This window comes from Ruminococcus sp. (assembly GCF_016283395.1).
This window is the reverse complement of sequence record NZ_JAEEMU010000033.1, coordinates 148,346-164,114: the sequence shown is the minus strand read 5'-3', so window position 1 is coordinate 164,114 and position 15,769 is coordinate 148,346. Positions and strand designations below refer to the sequence as shown.

The window sequence follows — 15,769 nt, the reverse complement described above, 5'->3', positions numbered from 1 at the left end:
CCGACATTCTGTCGGAGGTCAAAGCTTCTTTGCATAAGATATACTTTTATCAGGCAAGAGCGGCTTTCGGACAGAACGAAAAGAATTTACAGACAGATACAGTGATGACTGCGCCTGAAATAATGACATGACCTGTGCTTGTGAATACAGTTCTCATTATTCTCGCTCCTTGCTGATTAATATATTTGTATTATATCACTTTGGGGCGATAAAATCAATAAGGCGCAGTGTATTTCAGAATTTTTTGACTGCTTGATATATTTTTGATGTGTTGGTTTGTGCATTATGTCAGATTTTTTGTGAGCATATTGTTTACCGCGCTGACAAGAGCCTTAACGGAAGAAGTGATGATATCGTTGTCGATACCCGTTCCCCAGAAGCTCATGCCGTTTCCTGCAACTATCTCAACATAGGATACAGCCTTTGATGCCGAACCGACTTCGAGAGCGTGTTCCGAGTAGGTATTAAGGCTGTAATCCAGACCTGTGTATGAGCGTATAGCGTTGCTGACAGCGTCAAGACGACCGTTACCTGTATTGGTAGCTGTGACCTTTCTGCCCTTGTACTTGAAGCTGACAGAAGCTTCGATGCCGTCACGCTGTTTGAAGTGAGTTTCCGTGATCTCAATAGGCATGATGATATCCACGTAGTTTTCCTTGAATATCCTGTATACCTCGTCGGGGAGAAGCTCCCTGTGGTCGCGGTCGGAAATGCCCTTGACCAGATAGCCCACATTTTCGCGCATCTTCTTCGGAAGATCATAACCGAAGCGTGTTTCGAGGATATAGCCGATACCGCCCTTGCCCGACTGGCTGTTGATGCGGATAACATCGGATTCGTACTCTCTGCCGATATCTTTCGGATCAAGTGGGAGATAAGGCACGTTCCAGACAGTTTCACCCTTTTCCTCGCGCCATTTCATGCCCTTGGCGATAGCGTCCTGATGTGAGCCGCTGAATGCTGCGAATACCAGCTTGCCCGAATAGGGCTGGCGTTCATATATGCTCATATTCGTAAGCCTTGAATATGTCTCGGATATAGACGGTATATCGCCGAATTCCAACTTGGGATCAATTCCCTGTGAGTACATATTCATAGCAAGTGTTATTATATCCACATTGCCTGTACGCTCGCCGTTGCCGAAGAGAGTACCCTCAACACGATCTGCACCTGCAAGGAGTCCCATTTCCGTATCGGCTATGGCGCAGCCGCGGTCGTTGTGTGGGTGGAGTGAGACTATGACATTTTCACGGTATCTGAGGTTCTCGCACATATACTCCACCTGATTTGCGTAGATATGGGGCATTGAGAGCTGCACCGTAACAGGGAGATTGATTATCACCTTGTCATCGGCAGTGGGCTGCCATACATCGAGGACGGCGTTGCATACTTCAAGTGCGAATTCGGGCTCTGTACCTGTGAAGCTTTCGGGTGAGTATTCAAACCTGAAATTGCCCTCATATCTTTCACGGTATTCCTTGCAGAGCTTAGCACCGCTGACGGCGATATCTATTATCTCTTCCTTGCTTTTGCGGAACACCTGCTCTCTCTGTGCTACAGATGTTGAGTTGTAGAGGTGGACTATTGCATTCTTGCAGCCTTTCAGAGCTTCAAATGTCTTTTCGATGATGTGTTCACGGGACTGTGTGAGCACCTGTATGGCAACATCATCGGGTATGAGATCCTGTTCGATGAGTGCGCGGCAGAAGTTGTATTCGGTATCAGAAGCGGCAGGGAAGCCGATCTCTATCTCCTTGAAGCCGATATCCACCAGCATCTTGAAAAACTCCAGCTTTTCGCCGAGGCTCATGGGTACTATGAGAGCCTGATTTCCGTCACGGAGATCGACACTGCACCATACAGGTGCTTTGTCAACATATGATCTCTGTGTCCATTTCATATCGGTTTTAGGTGCTTCAAAGAATTGTCTTGTATACTTGCTAACGTTATTCATATAAAAACCTCCATTCCGATCCGTTTTTACCGAACTCGCAAGGGTAATAAAAAAGTCTCCTCCATGCGTCGGCATGGAAGAGACGAAGTTACGATAATACTCCGTGGTACCACTCTTCTTGATGTAAGAATACACCCACTCATCTGCGTCGGATCAACGCATATCTCTGTAACGGGAGAGACCGTCCGAGCCTACTTGAAGATATATCTTCTTTGGGGCGGCTGCTCGGGGAGGAGTTATTTCTTGTACATGGGTGCTGCCTTTCACCATACGGCAGCTCTCTGTGAAAGCATTATACAAGCTTTTATTCCCTTCATAGCATTTAACGATTGTTTTTTGTATTATACAATGAATTTTTGTTTTTGTCAAGACCTTATTAAAATTTTGCACCAACAAGTGATTAGTTATTAGTGATTAGTGCATAGTAGAGACGAGTTCCGCTCGCCCGTGTTAATATCATCGAAGTCTGTGGACGCGCAATGCGTGTCCCTACAGGCTAATGGCTAAAGGCTAACGGCTTTACTGCCGCAGTCAGGGCAGAAATTCGTATCACATTCCCTGCCGCAGGTACATTTCCACGGTTTAACGGGAGCTTTTGCACCGCAGTCGGGACAGAATTTCGTGTCGTTTTCCTTTCCGCAGGTGCAGAGCCATTTATTACCGTTCCATTTTTGTACAGCTTTCTGCTCGGCAGCCATACGGAACAGCTCTGTGCCGTTGGTCATGTACTGAAATCCCATAACGGGGAAACCATAAATAAACATATACTTCACCTCAATATCGGTAAAAACTGTAGCTTATCACATCTGCGACTTTATATAGTCCGCTATCATGTATACTGCGTAAAATACCCATATTATCCATGATATCGCCCACAGTCCCGTGAATATGCTGAAAAGCAGGTATATTGCCGCAGTGGCTAGAGTGATGAAAAGCTTCTTCATTTACTTTTTCAGTCCCATTGAGAGAATTCTTCCTGCGAAGTCATTGAAGTTCTGAGTCTGGAGAATGATCTTTCCGGGACCTGTAAGACGTGTGAGGAAGAGTCCCTCGCCGCCGAGGAATATATTTCCAAGTCCCTTTACAGTTTCTATCTCATAGTTTACGGTAGGTTCAAAGGCAACTACATTACCTGTATCGACTTTGAGTACTTCACCCGGATTGAGGTAACGCTCGACCTTGTCGCCGTCAACTTCGAGGAAAGCCATGCCTTGACCGAAGAGGTGCTGGAGGATAAATCCTTCACCGCCGAAAAGTCCTGACATGAATTTCTTTGTGAAAACAGCCTTGAGGTCTACTGTCTGCTCAGCGCAGAGGAAAGCACCCTTCTGACATATAAGTCCACCCTGAGAGATATTTATGGGAACTACTGAACCAGGTACTGTTGAGCCGAATGCTACCTTAGCTCCCGAGACTTCTGCTGTGTAGTTTGCCATGAAAATTGATTCGCCTGTGAATATTCTTCCCAGACTTCTTCCGAGACCGCCCCTTGCATTAGTTGACATCTTGATACCCTGGGTCTGCCATATCATGCCGCCTGACTGGGTATACATTGATTCTCCCTGATTGAGTTCACATTCAACTGCCGGAACAGTTTCGCCAATAATAGTATATCTCATGCTGATATACCTCCCTATATTATATTTTACGGCTGCGAGCCGTAATAAGCTTAATTATCTGCTATCCTGCAAAGGTTAGCCTCACCCGAGCTAAGGTGCTTTTCCTCGCCCGAGGGCAGCCTTACTATAAGATTTGCATTGTCGTCTATGCCGATAGCTTCACCTGATATCTTTTCTCTGCCTATATTTGCAGTTACTGCGTGACCTGTAAGGTATTCGCGCCGTCTGTAATCGTGGAGAAAGCTCCTGTCAACTATTTTGCCGAGGTAGTATTCAAGTGAGTTGAGCACCTCAGCACAGAGCCTGTTCCTGTTGACGATGACACCTGTTTCGTCCTGTATGGAAGTAACGGTCTTGCTAAGTTCTTCGCCGAATATTTCCTTTGCACTTCGTACATTTATGCCAATGCCGATAACTGCACAGTCAAGAGTACGCATTTCCAGACCGAAAGAAGCTTCGGTAAGGATACCGCATATCTTTTTACCGTTCATGTACAGGTCGTTTACCCATTTTATATTTACAGGACTGCCGCACAGCTTTTCAACAGCTTCGGCAGCTGCACAGGCTGCGGCGGCGGTTATCATAGGAGCATATTCGAGGCTGAATTCGGGTCTTATGAGGGTGCTCATGTAAAGTCCCACACCTGACGGTGATACGAAAGACCTGCCTATCCTGCCTTTTCCTGCGGTCTGTCTGTCTGCGATTATGGTAGTGCCGTTTGGTACGGCATTTGAATCCAGTTCCTTGGCAGTATTGTTTGTGGACTCGACTTCTTTAAATATCTGAATATTTCGTCCCATTTCCTTGGTGCGCAGGAAAGGAGTTATGAGGTCTGCTGAAAGGCGATTATTATCTTCGTTGAGTCTGTAGCCTTTTGAAGTTACCGAGCTTATGGAGTAGCCCTCTGCTTCAAGGGATTTTACGGCTTTCCAAACAGCATTTCGGCTGACACCGAGCTTATCCGCAAGAGCTGCACCTGATATATATTTTCCGTCTGAGTTTGCGAGAGTTGCAAGCAATTCGGATTTGACGTTCATGATAATGTTCCTTTCAGAGATCGTTTATATACTATGAATGAATTATGGGAAATTTTGTAATACAGCCGTTAGCCTGTATAGCCTTTAGCCCTTAGCCGTTAGCCTAATGTGTCGCCTTCGGCTAATGCCTAACGGCTAACGGCTGATATAATACTTCCCTCATTAATTCGATATTAATGATAATATTGTACCATAAAAAAATGAACAATTCAACATATAAGACTTTTTTGAGTATAAAATGCAGAATAAAGGCGATAAAAAGCCTGATACAAAACAAAAAAGGACGTTTTTCACGTCCTTTCGGTGATATAATTTTATGTATGCCGAGGGTTCAGTCGTCGATTATAGACGGAGCAGGAGCATTTTCCTTTGCTTCTTTTTCAGCCCTGCGCTGTCGGCGGTACTGCTTCATATCGTAGGAAAAAAACTGTATCATTGCAATAGCAACGGTCAAAGCCACAGGTATGATGCAGGGGAGCACTCTTGACTTATACATACTGCTAATGGGCTGGAGCGTGTATTTGTTCGTCCAGCCGCATCTGTCTGCGTGGGATATGAGTTTATGCAGCATGACCATGCATAATATAAAGCCCCCCGATGAAAATATAAGAGATAAGATATTTGCGGCGTTTTTTCTGAAAATACAAAGGACAGTGCCCGATGTCATAAGAACTGCGGAAAGGATAAGGAAAAAGCCCGTTACAGCCATTCCGCTGCCGTAGCTGTTTCGGTTATAAATAAGACCTGCACCTGACAGCATTGTCATAGCACAGGAAAAGATCAGAGCAAGCAGCAACACTATGACCTTTGCAGCGGTCATAAGAGGTGATTTCTCCGAATTAAGATTTTTCAATTTTTTTTGGCTCATATTGACTCCGTAAGCAGATTTCAACAGTGTGGAATTCTCATTAATAAAAAAGCTGTGCAGAAATATAATAAATATGTTCCCTCGGGAACATGAAAGGAAAAAACAAATGTTATTTAAAAGAAAGATCATAAAAACAGCTGCGGCATTATTATCTGCGGCTTTTATAGGATTATTCGGAACTGCGGGATATTATTCCTCGCAGCTGCCCGATGTTATCACAGCTGATACAAATTCAGAAATAAAAATAGCGGGATTTCCCGAGCTTAGCTGTGTAAGTGTGCCTGATAATGCAGTACCCGCAGCAGGAAGCTGTGCGAGTACAGAACAGGTAACATTTTCGCTTTTCGGTGTAATTCCCGTTAAAAATGTTGAAGTAAACAAAGCTGAAGCCCCTGTTTTCGCCGTAGGAGGCAGACCCTTCGGCATTAAGCTCCTTATGGAAGGCGTTATGGTAACAGGGCTCGGCGATGTTGAAGATGAGAAAGGGTGTTTGATGTGTCCTGCAAAGGAAGCAGGTATACGCAAAGGCGATGTGATACGTCTTGCGGACGGCAATGCTCTTACGTCAAACGATCAGCTTCAGGAGATCATAGCATCATCGAAAGGAAAAGATATCGAACTCTCCGTTGACCGTGACGGAAATATTTTTACCGTATCCTTGCAGCCTGTAAAGTCACGCAGGAGCGGAAGCTGGAAAGGCGGTATGTGGGTACGCGACAGCATTGCAGGCATCGGTACCATGACGTTCTTTAATAAGGATACGGGCAGCTTTGTCGGACTTGGGCACCCCATATGCGATTCCGACACAGGCGGCATAGTTCCCGTTCACAGCGGCGAGGCTGTACCTGTAGACATTACTGAGGTACGCCGCGGCGCAAGAGGTATACCGGGTGAGCTTCGCGGAAAATTCTGCGGCGGGAGCAGTTTCGGCGTACTTGACCGCAACAAAATGAGCGGCATATACGGCAGATTATCCGAAAATACTCTTGCAGAGTTTTCCGATGACGCAGAAGAATTCAAAATGGCATACCGACAGGAAGTGACCGTCGGACCTGCTGAAATATACACGACCATAGCAGGTCAGGCTCCCGAAAAATATGCTGCTGAGATAGTCAGCGTAGACTACGGCAGCGTGGGAACGTCAAAAAATATGGTGATACGCATAACTGATGACAGGCTTATTGAAGCCGTGGGCGGCATAGTGCAGGGCATGAGCGGAAGTCCCATAATTCAGAACGGTAAGCTTGTGGGAGCAGTCACTCATGTTTTTGTAGCCGATCCAACTCAGGGTTATGGCATATTTGCTGAGACTATGGCAGAAGATCTTTGATAATTTAAAAAGATAACAAAAGTGGGCGTTACAACTGTAACGCCCTAAGTTTTGGCATGATTATCTGTTTTCTTCGCTGAAACCACTGTCAACGAGCTCGATGAGAGCATCAACAGCAGCCTTCTCGTCTGCACCGTCAGCGATAACCTTTACGTTTGTACCGCCTACGATACCGAGTGAAAGAATTCCGAGTAAGCTCTTAGCATTTACTCTTCTCTCTTCTTTCTCGATCCAGATTGATGACTTGAACTCGTTAGCCTTCTGAATAAAGAAGGTTGCCGGTCTTGCGTGAAGTCCAACCTGATTCTTTACCATTACTTCTCTGACAAACATATACAACTCTCCTATTCTCTGTAGTTACAGCCCCTCTCATTATAACAGGACTGTGTTGCTGTTTGCAAATTTGTTTCACTTGCTGATATCATTATACAATCATTTTTTTTGAGTGTCAACGGATTTTTGAGTTAAAGAACCAAGATTTCATTAAATTCTACATTTAGATTAAATGTGAATAAAAAATTATCAACCTGCTTGTTGATTATCACTACAAAAAAATGTTGACATTAATTGTTGAAGTTGCATATGATTTGACACCAGAATATGGTTATTTCTTCTAAACGGAAAAAGCTTTTTTTGATATACAGCCAGTTGATATGCGGACAGAGCTTATACAGGTCTGTGAAGTCCACAGCAAGAATTGGTCAGTCGTTTTGAGCTTTATATTTAGCTAAAAGATCAGGACGACGTTCAGCAGTTATTTTCAGACTCTGCTCATGTCTCCATGTTTCGATGTTCTTGTGATGACCTGTCAGAAGTACGGGCGGAACAGCCTCGCCCTCCCAGACTTCGGGGCGCGTATACTGCGGATATTCAAGGAGTCCGCTGTATATGCTCTCATCGGTGAAGCATACCTCATCGGAGAGGACTCCGTCGCACATACGCGCAACTGCGTCAGCTACCACCATTGCAGGAATTTCGCCTCCTGTGAGTACATAGTCGCCGATAGAAATTTCCTCATCGACGATTTTGTCCAGTACGCGCTGATCTACACCCTCATAGTGACCGCAGAGAATAAGGATATTGTCCATTTTTGAAAGCTCCACGGCTTTTTGCTGGTCGAAAATCTTACCCTTTGGGGACATATATATAGTATGTGGCTTTTCGCCCAGTTCCTCGCATACAGCCTTGTAGCAGTTGTATATTGGTTCGCACTGCATTACCATTCCCATGCCGCCGCCGTAAGGAGTATCATCGACTCTACGGTGCTTATCCTGAGTATATTCACGTATCTGTCGGCAGTGGAGACTGAGTTTTCCTGCTTTTCTTGCCCTGCCAACGATACTTTCACCCAGTACGGCTTCGCACATTTCGGGGAATAATGTAGCTATTTCGATATGCATTGTTTTTCTCCTTTTATGATTTGAGACCGCGTAAAACTGCGGTCTCGGGATTATTATGTAAGTTTTATGCTCTCGGCTATTGCCAGTATCTCATCAAGTTCAGTGAAGCTGATAATTATGATATAGCGTGTTTTTTTGTCCTTTTCGGGATAGATGTTTGCTACAACGTATTTATCTGTATTCTTTTCATAGCCGTATTCCAGACCTTTTACAAGGTATCCGCGGTAGCCTACGCCGTCAACAGGATAGAAGCTTACGGGATAAGCTCTGTTCTTGAAGATATCTTCATTTTTCTGCTTCATTATTTTATAGAAGGTCTTGGAATTCTTGTAGTTATGTATGTCGAAATCGTCCATTGTAAGGGAAGCCATGAGCTTTACGAATTCGTACTTGCTTTCGGGAGTGGTCTTTTCAGCATCTTTGCAGTAAGCATCGAGTTCACCGTGATCTATTCCCGTCATATCGAGGAAATCTTCACTTTCATTGATACGTTCGGAGAAAATGGTGATAAAGTGGGAATGATCTTCATTTGCCCATGTGACATTGTTGTCATCACCTTTGCGCTGTGCTTCTATGTCGTTCCATGCAGTTACGCGGATATCCATAGTTTGAAAATCGGCATAGCCCTCGGAAAGCTTGGGGAGGTCTTTGGGGATCTCCTGCCATATATTATCCCTTAGTTCAAGTTCGTGAGTGCATTTGTAGTAATAAGGTATGCCGGGGAAGAAGTACGCGCAGACGCCTGCTGCGATCAGGATAAGAAGAAATAGTATGCCTAAGATTTTTTTCATAAAAATGCCTCCTTTTGGCGTAACAACGCCGTTTTTCTTTTGTTCTACAGTTTTTTTCTCTTTTTTATAGTTCTTTTTTATGCATAAGGTGTATGCCGATATGTCCAATGCCGAGTATTATTGACGCTGCAATAAGAAAGACATTGCAGGCGTAAACTCCAAGAAAGAATACCGCAAATACGGGCAGGGAAGCACCTGCCAGCGGAAATCCGCAGTAATCGGAGTACATATCCGCAAGAGTGCGGCTGCTTCGGAAATATCCCAGCCAGTAAAGCTCATACAGTATCATAAGTATGAGCGCAAGGGCAATATAGCCCACTCTCGGTGACAGGCTGAATTTGTCAAGGCGGCGGTCGATGAGCACTAATGTGCTTACCATGCCTTCACCTGCGCGTTCAAGTGTGAGGAGTGTTTTGTTCTCGCGTTTTGCGGACTCTTCATAGCCCTCGGGCTGATTTTGGCTCCATATGATATTGGGAATGAAAAGCATCAGCAGAAAAACTATGCCAACTGCGGATATGCCCCATTTCGGCAGCTGTCCGTAGCTTTTGAGTATGTTTTCACAGCTTATCAGCGACCATATGGCAAGTCCGATGAAAAGGGCTGTCATAGTGCCGAGAGCGATGATACTGCTCTTTTTCATATCAGTCGAAAAGACCGTCAAGTGGGCGGATAGTCATAACTCCGCCGTCCACATCTGTGGAAACCACCACATCTGCAATAGCAGGGACAAGATATTCTCTGTCCTCGCCCTTTATTACGTAGACATCGTTTGCACCTGTCTGCATAACATCGATTATCTTGCCGTATACGGCATCGCTGTCAGCATCACGGACTTCAAGTCCGATGAGGTCCTGAATGAAATAGGTGTCGTCGTCAAGCTCAAGGTCATCGCGGTGCATATACAGCACCTTGTTGCGGAGCTTTTCAGCAGCTTCGGGAGTGTCAATGCCCTCTATCTTGGCGATAACTGTATTTTTGAACACTCGGGAGCGTTCTATTATCACTTCCTCGTGGTTCTTTCCAATGAAAAGTCTGTCGAACTCCGCAAGAAGCTCGGCACTGTCGGTATAAGGCATTATCTTCACTTCGCCGCGTATGCCGTGGGTAGTGACTATCTTGCCTGCTTCGAGAAATTCCTTTTTCATATTTTTTCCTTTATTATTCAAGCTCGACGGAGCTTATTATCTGCTTTGCAACTGTTTCGTCGGGACATTTAATATCAACGGTATAGACTTTGTTTGCATTATCATCAGGGAATATAGTTACTACCCATACATTACCGTCGTAGCCTGCGTATATTTCCTGTCCGATATATGCATTGAAGCCAATGCCTTTTGTTTTCCACATCTTTTCCATGCCGACAGCTTCTTCCTTTGACTGCGCAAGGTCAAGGAATACATCTTTATCCTTTCCGCGGAGCTTGAGACATTTTTTAGCTGTGATACGGTCTCTGGTATAAAATACCATAGTACTGTCAAGTCCGTACTGTGGGACATCAACGCTGATCTCCTTGAAGAAATGCCTGTAATCATCTTCTTTGTACTTATAATAATTCCAAGGATCATAAAGGTCATCTTCACTGTATTCGTCACCGAGCATATCCTTGTATTCGTCCTGAAGATCTGCATACATCTTGTGGTCGATATCCAAAACGAATATTCTGTAATCTTCGCCCGATGCGTAGGAGCTTGCTTCCGTACCTTCGATAGGACTGCGTCCTTCCCAGTCGGCAGGGATACTGAATTTTACGCCTCTCAGTGTATGGCTTACATAATCGGAGGGAATATCAGTCTTTTTGAATTCGGCAACAGTTTCGTCTATATGATCGTATTTGTACTTAACTTTCAGATAAGTGGGGAGTCCCGGGAAGAATATGAATATTACCAGTGCAGCTGTGATAAGAAAACCGAGAATAGTTCCGCCGATAATGAGTGGTTTTTTCATGGTATCTCCTGTGATTTAGTGATTAGTGCATAGTGCTTAGTCCCGAGCCTTTAGCACTTAGCCGTTAGCTTGTAGGGGCGAGTTCCGCTCGCCCGTGTTCTACAAATAGTGCCGTAAGCGATGTACAAGTAATCGCTCTGATGAATGTGAGCGAGTTTACAAGCGGCAACGTTAAGCTGTGTACCAAATCTTTGATTTGGAATTCACAGCTATATGCAGAGCTGGCAAGGGGGCGCAGGCTATGCGCTTAGTTTTTCATTTCAAAGCTTTCGCCGAGAATGTCCTTGTTAGCGTCGAGGATAGGCTTTATGCACTCAGCAAGGAACTCGTCCACCTGCTGTGAGCTTCTTCCTGTGTAGTTCTCAGGCTTGAGAACGGCTTCAAGCTCTTCCTTTGTTACCATGAACATAGGATCAGCTTCGATAAGCTCGCAGAGATTGTTGTCAAGTCCGCGAACCTTAACATTTGCGCCTGCTTCCATAGAGTAGTCCATGATACGGTCGTGGAGCTCCTGACGGTTGCCGCCCTTCTTAACAGCGTCCATCATGATGTTCTCACTTGCCATGAACGGAAGCTCTGCCATAACGCGGCGGCGTATCATCTCAGGGTATACAACGATACCGTTTGTAACGTTCATCATGATATTGAGGATAGCGTCAACGCCGAGGAATGCCTCTGCTACGCTGATACGCTTGTTTGCTGAGTCGTCGAGAGTTCTCTCGAACCACTGTGTACCGGCTGTGAATGCAGGGTTGAGGCTGTCTATCATTACGTAACGTGCGAGGGAAGTTATTCTCTCACAGCGCATAGGATTACGCTTGTATGCCATTGCAGAAGAACCTATCTGCTTCTTCTCTCTTGGCTCTTCCATTTCCTTAAAGGACTGGAGGATACGCATATCGTTTGAGAACTTGCTTGCTGTCTGTGCGATATCGCTGAGAAGCTCAAGTACCTTTGAGTCAACCTTACGTGAGTAGGTCTGACCTGATACGGGAACTACTGCGTCAAAGCCCATTTCCTCAGCTATCATTTGCTCAAGCTTCTTTATCTTGTCAGTGTCGCCCTCGAAAAGCTCCATGAATGAAGCCTGTGTACCTGTTGTGCCCTTTGAGCCGAGAAGCTTTAATGTGGACATACGGTATTCAAGGTCCTGGAAGTCCATGAGGAGCTCGTTGAGCCAGAGTGTAGCTCTCTTGCCTACAGTTGTGAGCTGCGCAGGCTGGAGATGTGTGTATGCGAGGCAGGGGAGGTTCTTGTACTCGTCTGCGAACTTCGCAAGGTTGTTCATAACGTTTATGAGCTTTCTGCGAACTATTTTAAGCGCATCGCGCATGATGATAACGTCGGTATTATCGCCAACATAGCATGAAGTAGCACCGAGGTGGATTATACCAGCGGCATCGGGACAAGCCTGTCCGTATGTGAAAACGTGAGCCATAACGTCGTGGCGTGTGATCTTTTCGCGCTCTGCTGCCATTTCATAGTCTACATCGTTGATGTGCTCTTCGAGCTGCTTTACCTGTGCTTCTGTAACAGGGAGACCAAGCTTCATTTCAGCTCTTGCAAGAGCTACCCAGAGCTTTCTCCATGTAGTGAATTTTTTATCCGCAGAGAAGATATACTGCATTTCCTCACTTGCGTAACGTGTACAGAATGGGCTTTCATAGCTGTTGATATTACCGCTCATTTATAATGTTCTCCTTTAAAATTCATTTAGCGTACTGCGACAGTACATCACATTAATTATAGCATTATACTGTTGTCATGTCAATAAAAAAGGCGGCTCAAAGCCGCCTTAGTTTTGCAGAAAAAACCTTACATTTTCTGTGAAAATTTGACATTACCCGTCATATTTCGTCCATAGTTCCGCTGCTGCCCGAGTCGGTTATGCTGTCGGGAAGGACTAAATCGGACATTTCGTTTGGATTGTGTCTTTTAAGAGAGTCGATCTTCTCCTGGTAAGGATCTTTTATACCGTACTGATGCCTGTCCATTTCCTGGTCGAAGAAACGCTCATTGAAATGAGGAAAGCCGTCACAGTTCTCAAGCTTATGGTATGTCATGTTGACCTTCAGATTTATAAGAGCTGCCGTGCCGACAATGACAAATAGTACAAGATGTATCCAGAAGCATTTTGTCAGCACCTGGAAATCATGGAACAGCTTGTTCTCATACGGGCTTATGATCCACAGCAGAAACTGATTTGCTCCAAGTATAGCTATGACGAGTATAGCCATTATGTCTCTGTATCTGTAGCAGGCCTGCCATGCGCAGTAGCCGATTATTGGTACGATTATTACGGCGTCTAAAGAAGCGGCGGTGACATTTGTTATAAAGCCCATGAATATAGCCACGGGAAGATAAACGATAAGCGGTGCGAAATAGAATATCACCAGCAGTGAGCGTATCCTGTTCACACGGTTAAGGAGTGTAAGATTATGTGCAAATTCAATCGCTTTTGTATTGCGGTTGATGGAAAGTTCGGACATTGTATCATCTCCTGCCTTTATTGGATTATTCTTTCGTTAGTGTGGACGATGACGGTATTTTCGATAAGCTTGAAGCCTGCAACTGCCGCAGCTTCCATTACACCGTCGGGAAGAGTTTCATTGATATCATGCGGAGGAGTAGTTCTCTCCCTTATCTTTTTCTCCTTTTTTGAGATCATAGTCCACATGATGATATTTATTATCACGAATACCGCAGCAGCTGCTGCGATAACAAGTATTTCACCTGTTGTCATAGAGTCTGCTCCTTTGCTGTTAAAGCTCGGCGCGGAAGAGAGCGACTGTTATATTGTCGCTTTCCTCTCTGTTTTTTACAGTTTCGATAAGTTCACGCATTTTTGACTGCATATGCTTTTTTGTGGCAGTTTTATCAGCGGAAAGCTCCTCAAAAAGCTCTTTTTCCGTCAGTACATGACGAAATCCGTCCGAACATATCATATATGTCACGTCATTTTCGAGAGTTCCGAGTCTTATTTCGGGAGCGACCTCGCCTGTAACGCCTATGCACTGTACAAGGGCATTCCTTCGCGGGTCAACGAGAGCCTCTTCGGGAGTCATCTTGCCCATTTTCACAGCGCGGTTGACATAGGTATGGTCATCGGTTATCTGACTGAGCTTGTCGGATATCTTATATATTCGGCTGTCGCCTACATGGAACGTCATATACTCGGAATTTACGGCTATTATGCCTGTAGCGGTAGTACCGAGCTGTAAATTGTTGTGTGAGCCGTAATGTACCAGCAGTGCGTTCAGTCGGCGAAGTCTGCTTATTACGTTATGAGCGGCTGTCTGCCAGTCCCAGTCGGGAAGCTCAAAGGGAAACTCTGTATCGAACCATTCGGCAAAGCTTCTTACTACCTCTGCGCTTGCAAGCTCTCCACGGGAGAGACCGCCCATTCCGTCGCACACCATTACAAGTGCAGCCATACCCGTACTTGTTTTTGCGGTCTTGACGCATACGCTGTCCTGATTTATTTTTTTCGAGATACCGATATCGGTATCACAGGCTGCAATATATTTCATAATTCCCCCTTACGGCGGACATTACCCGTCTATAAAATCGAATTCTTCGTTGGAAAGCTTCAGAACATCGCCGTTTTTTATTTTTATCTCCATATTTGCAGGCACGGCAGTTCCGTTGATGTATGTTCTGTTTGTTGAGTTGTTATCTTCAATGTAGCACGAGCCGCTGCGAGTGTATATAGTTGCATGGACTCTGCTGACAGTTCTGTTTTCGGTTATGCAGAGATCTACCTTGTCCCGTTCCTTGCCTATCCTGAAAACAGGCTTGTCGATATTCACTGTAATCCCTGTGGCGCGTCTTGTGAGCTTGGGATAATTCTGCGGAGCCGATCTGATGTGCTCTGACTTTACAAGCTCGGGAAGCACGTTCTTCTTATCACTTTTAAGTGAAGGTATTATCTTAGGCTCGGGGACTTCGGGAGCAGCTGTGTGCTTGAACTCCTGTGAGCCTTTGTTGATATCGTTGATTATGGTCTGAGCCATATTATTTATATGCTGAGAAGGCTCGGGGATATGAGGCTTGCTGAACTGTGTATGCTCGGATTTTGGAGTTGTTGAAGCAGGTCTGCTGAACTGAGTATGTGCAGGCTTTGCAGTCTGAGCAGGGAACAGAGAAGGTACTTCCTTGCGGATATACTCCTTTGCTTCCGAGATAGTGAAGCCGCTTTCACGGCAGACGAAATTCATAAAGCCGTCAACGGCTGAATAGTCGCTCTGAGACTTGTACTGCGCAAAGGTGGATATCTTGCGCAGACAGTTTACGATACCGTCATTGCAGCTCTCATTGTACCACAATGGCAGATAGAAAAGATATATGTCAAGATCAGCCGTATCAACAGTTATAAAGTTTGGGTCGAGGACAATATTCTGCATATTGAAGCCGCAGGTCTCTGCTACCTTTATTATGTCCAGCAGATTTTTTATGATACAGAAGTATTCCTGCTTGTCGATACCGCTTCTTATCTTATTTATAAGTGGGATACCCTTAGCACCTGTGAATTCGAGGCGGTCTGTACCCTCTGCGAACGGAACGAGCCAGCCCTTTATGCGGTTATCGATGAAATATCTGTACTCAGGTTCGTTGAGTATTTCGTTTCCCGTAAATCTGCATTTTATACATACTTCGTCGTTTATTTCAGTAAATTTTAGCTTTGCCACATTACCGCTCCTTCCGTGGTTTTCTGCCTTTTATTATACAATATTATGCATATAAAGTCAAGATAAGTGAGCAGTTATTAGTGATTAGTGCATAGTGAGCAGTCAACAGAAATAAAAAGACCGTCCAGAAGGACG

Annotated in this window: 18 protein-coding genes and 1 other annotated feature; of the genes, 1 reads left to right on the top strand and 17 read right to left on the bottom strand. The window is 45.0% G+C overall.

Annotation, left to right across the window (positions count from 1 at the left end; all coding sequences use genetic code 11):
- Window positions 1-283 precede the first annotated feature (283 nt).
- The 6 genes from QZZ41_RS02740 to QZZ41_RS02715 all read right to left on the bottom strand — a co-directional run bounded on the left by QZZ41_RS02740 (window position 284) and on the right by QZZ41_RS02715 (window position 5,478).
- Window positions 284-1,954 (bottom strand): 2-isopropylmalate synthase, encoded by a 1,671-nt coding sequence (locus QZZ41_RS02740; RefSeq protein ID WP_295067812.1) that lies wholly within the window; start codon window positions 1,952-1,954, stop codon window positions 284-286.
- A 75-nt stretch (window positions 1,955-2,029) separates the two neighbouring features.
- Window positions 2,030-2,280, bottom strand: a binding site (T-box leader).
- Window positions 2,281-2,457: 177 nt separating this feature from the next.
- Window positions 2,458-2,718, bottom strand: coding sequence for a hypothetical protein (locus QZZ41_RS02735; protein ID WP_295067809.1), 261 nt, complete (start codon window positions 2,716-2,718; stop codon window positions 2,458-2,460).
- Between the two features lie 36 nt (window positions 2,719-2,754).
- Window positions 2,755-2,898 carry a hypothetical protein gene (locus tag QZZ41_RS02730; protein ID WP_295067807.1) on the bottom strand — a complete coding sequence of 48 codons (144 nt, stop codon included), beginning with the start codon at window positions 2,896-2,898 and terminating at the stop codon, window positions 2,755-2,757.
- Window positions 2,899-3,573: a TIGR00266 family protein gene (locus QZZ41_RS02725; RefSeq protein WP_295067804.1), complete on the bottom strand. Its 675-nt coding sequence runs from the start codon at window positions 3,571-3,573 to the stop codon at window positions 2,899-2,901. It lies immediately after the preceding gene.
- A 50-nt stretch (window positions 3,574-3,623) separates the two neighbouring features.
- On the bottom strand, window positions 3,624-4,610 hold the full coding sequence (locus QZZ41_RS02720; RefSeq protein ID WP_295067801.1) for a biotin--[acetyl-CoA-carboxylase] ligase: 987 nt from the start codon (window positions 4,608-4,610) through the stop codon (window positions 3,624-3,626).
- 331 nt (window positions 4,611-4,941) lie between these two features.
- Complete coding sequence (locus QZZ41_RS02715) at window positions 4,942-5,478, bottom strand: hypothetical protein (RefSeq protein WP_295067798.1); 537 nt, start codon at window positions 5,476-5,478, stop codon at window positions 4,942-4,944.
- Window positions 5,479-5,584: 106 nt separating this feature from the next.
- Here QZZ41_RS02715 and spoIVB point away from each other — a divergent pair, with 106 nt between their 5' ends.
- On the top strand, window positions 5,585-6,808 hold the full coding sequence (gene spoIVB / locus QZZ41_RS02710) for a SpoIVB peptidase (protein WP_295067795.1): 1,224 nt from the start codon (window positions 5,585-5,587) through the stop codon (window positions 6,806-6,808).
- Window positions 6,809-6,868: 60 nt separating this feature from the next.
- Here the strand turns inward: spoIVB and QZZ41_RS02705 are convergent, their stop codons facing one another.
- From QZZ41_RS02705 to QZZ41_RS02655, 11 genes are all read right to left on the bottom strand, one after another.
- On the bottom strand, window positions 6,869-7,141 hold the full coding sequence (locus QZZ41_RS02705; RefSeq protein WP_019679940.1) for an HPr family phosphocarrier protein: 273 nt from the start codon (window positions 7,139-7,141) through the stop codon (window positions 6,869-6,871).
- A 368-nt stretch (window positions 7,142-7,509) separates the two neighbouring features.
- Complete coding sequence (trmD, locus tag QZZ41_RS02700) at window positions 7,510-8,208, bottom strand: tRNA (guanosine(37)-N1)-methyltransferase TrmD (RefSeq protein WP_295067790.1); 699 nt, start codon at window positions 8,206-8,208, stop codon at window positions 7,510-7,512.
- A 53-nt stretch (window positions 8,209-8,261) separates the two neighbouring features.
- Complete coding sequence (locus QZZ41_RS02695; protein WP_295067787.1) at window positions 8,262-8,999, bottom strand: hypothetical protein; 738 nt, start codon at window positions 8,997-8,999, stop codon at window positions 8,262-8,264.
- Window positions 9,000-9,063: 64 nt separating this feature from the next.
- Window positions 9,064-9,642, bottom strand: a complete 579-nt coding sequence (locus QZZ41_RS02690; RefSeq protein ID WP_295067784.1) for a hypothetical protein — start codon at window positions 9,640-9,642, stop codon at window positions 9,064-9,066.
- Window position 9,643: 1 nt separating this feature from the next.
- Entirely contained in the window at window positions 9,644-10,147 is a 504-nt protein-coding gene (rimM, locus tag QZZ41_RS02685) for a ribosome maturation factor RimM (RefSeq protein WP_295067781.1), read from the bottom strand.
- Between the two features lie 13 nt (window positions 10,148-10,160).
- Window positions 10,161-10,946, bottom strand: a complete 786-nt coding sequence (locus QZZ41_RS02680) for a hypothetical protein (RefSeq protein ID WP_295067778.1) — start codon at window positions 10,944-10,946, stop codon at window positions 10,161-10,163.
- Between the two features lie 247 nt (window positions 10,947-11,193).
- The gene (gene purB / locus QZZ41_RS02675; RefSeq protein ID WP_295067775.1) at window positions 11,194-12,633 is read right to left on the bottom strand and encodes an adenylosuccinate lyase; all 1,440 of its coding nucleotides are present in this window, start codon (window positions 12,631-12,633) and stop codon (window positions 11,194-11,196) included.
- A 160-nt stretch (window positions 12,634-12,793) separates the two neighbouring features.
- The gene (locus tag QZZ41_RS02670) at window positions 12,794-13,435 is read right to left on the bottom strand and encodes a hypothetical protein (RefSeq protein WP_295067772.1); all 642 of its coding nucleotides are present in this window, start codon (window positions 13,433-13,435) and stop codon (window positions 12,794-12,796) included.
- 17 nt (window positions 13,436-13,452) lie between these two features.
- Window positions 13,453-13,689: a hypothetical protein gene (locus QZZ41_RS02665; RefSeq protein WP_295067767.1), complete on the bottom strand. Its 237-nt coding sequence runs from the start codon at window positions 13,687-13,689 to the stop codon at window positions 13,453-13,455.
- A 19-nt stretch (window positions 13,690-13,708) separates the two neighbouring features.
- On the bottom strand, window positions 13,709-14,476 hold the full coding sequence (locus tag QZZ41_RS02660) for a PP2C family serine/threonine-protein phosphatase (protein WP_295067763.1): 768 nt from the start codon (window positions 14,474-14,476) through the stop codon (window positions 13,709-13,711).
- 21 nt (window positions 14,477-14,497) lie between these two features.
- A complete protein-coding gene (locus QZZ41_RS02655; RefSeq protein ID WP_295066579.1) occupies window positions 14,498-15,634 on the bottom strand; it encodes an FHA domain-containing protein in 1,137 nt (378 codons plus the stop codon).
- Between the last annotated feature and the right edge of the window lie 135 nt (window positions 15,635-15,769).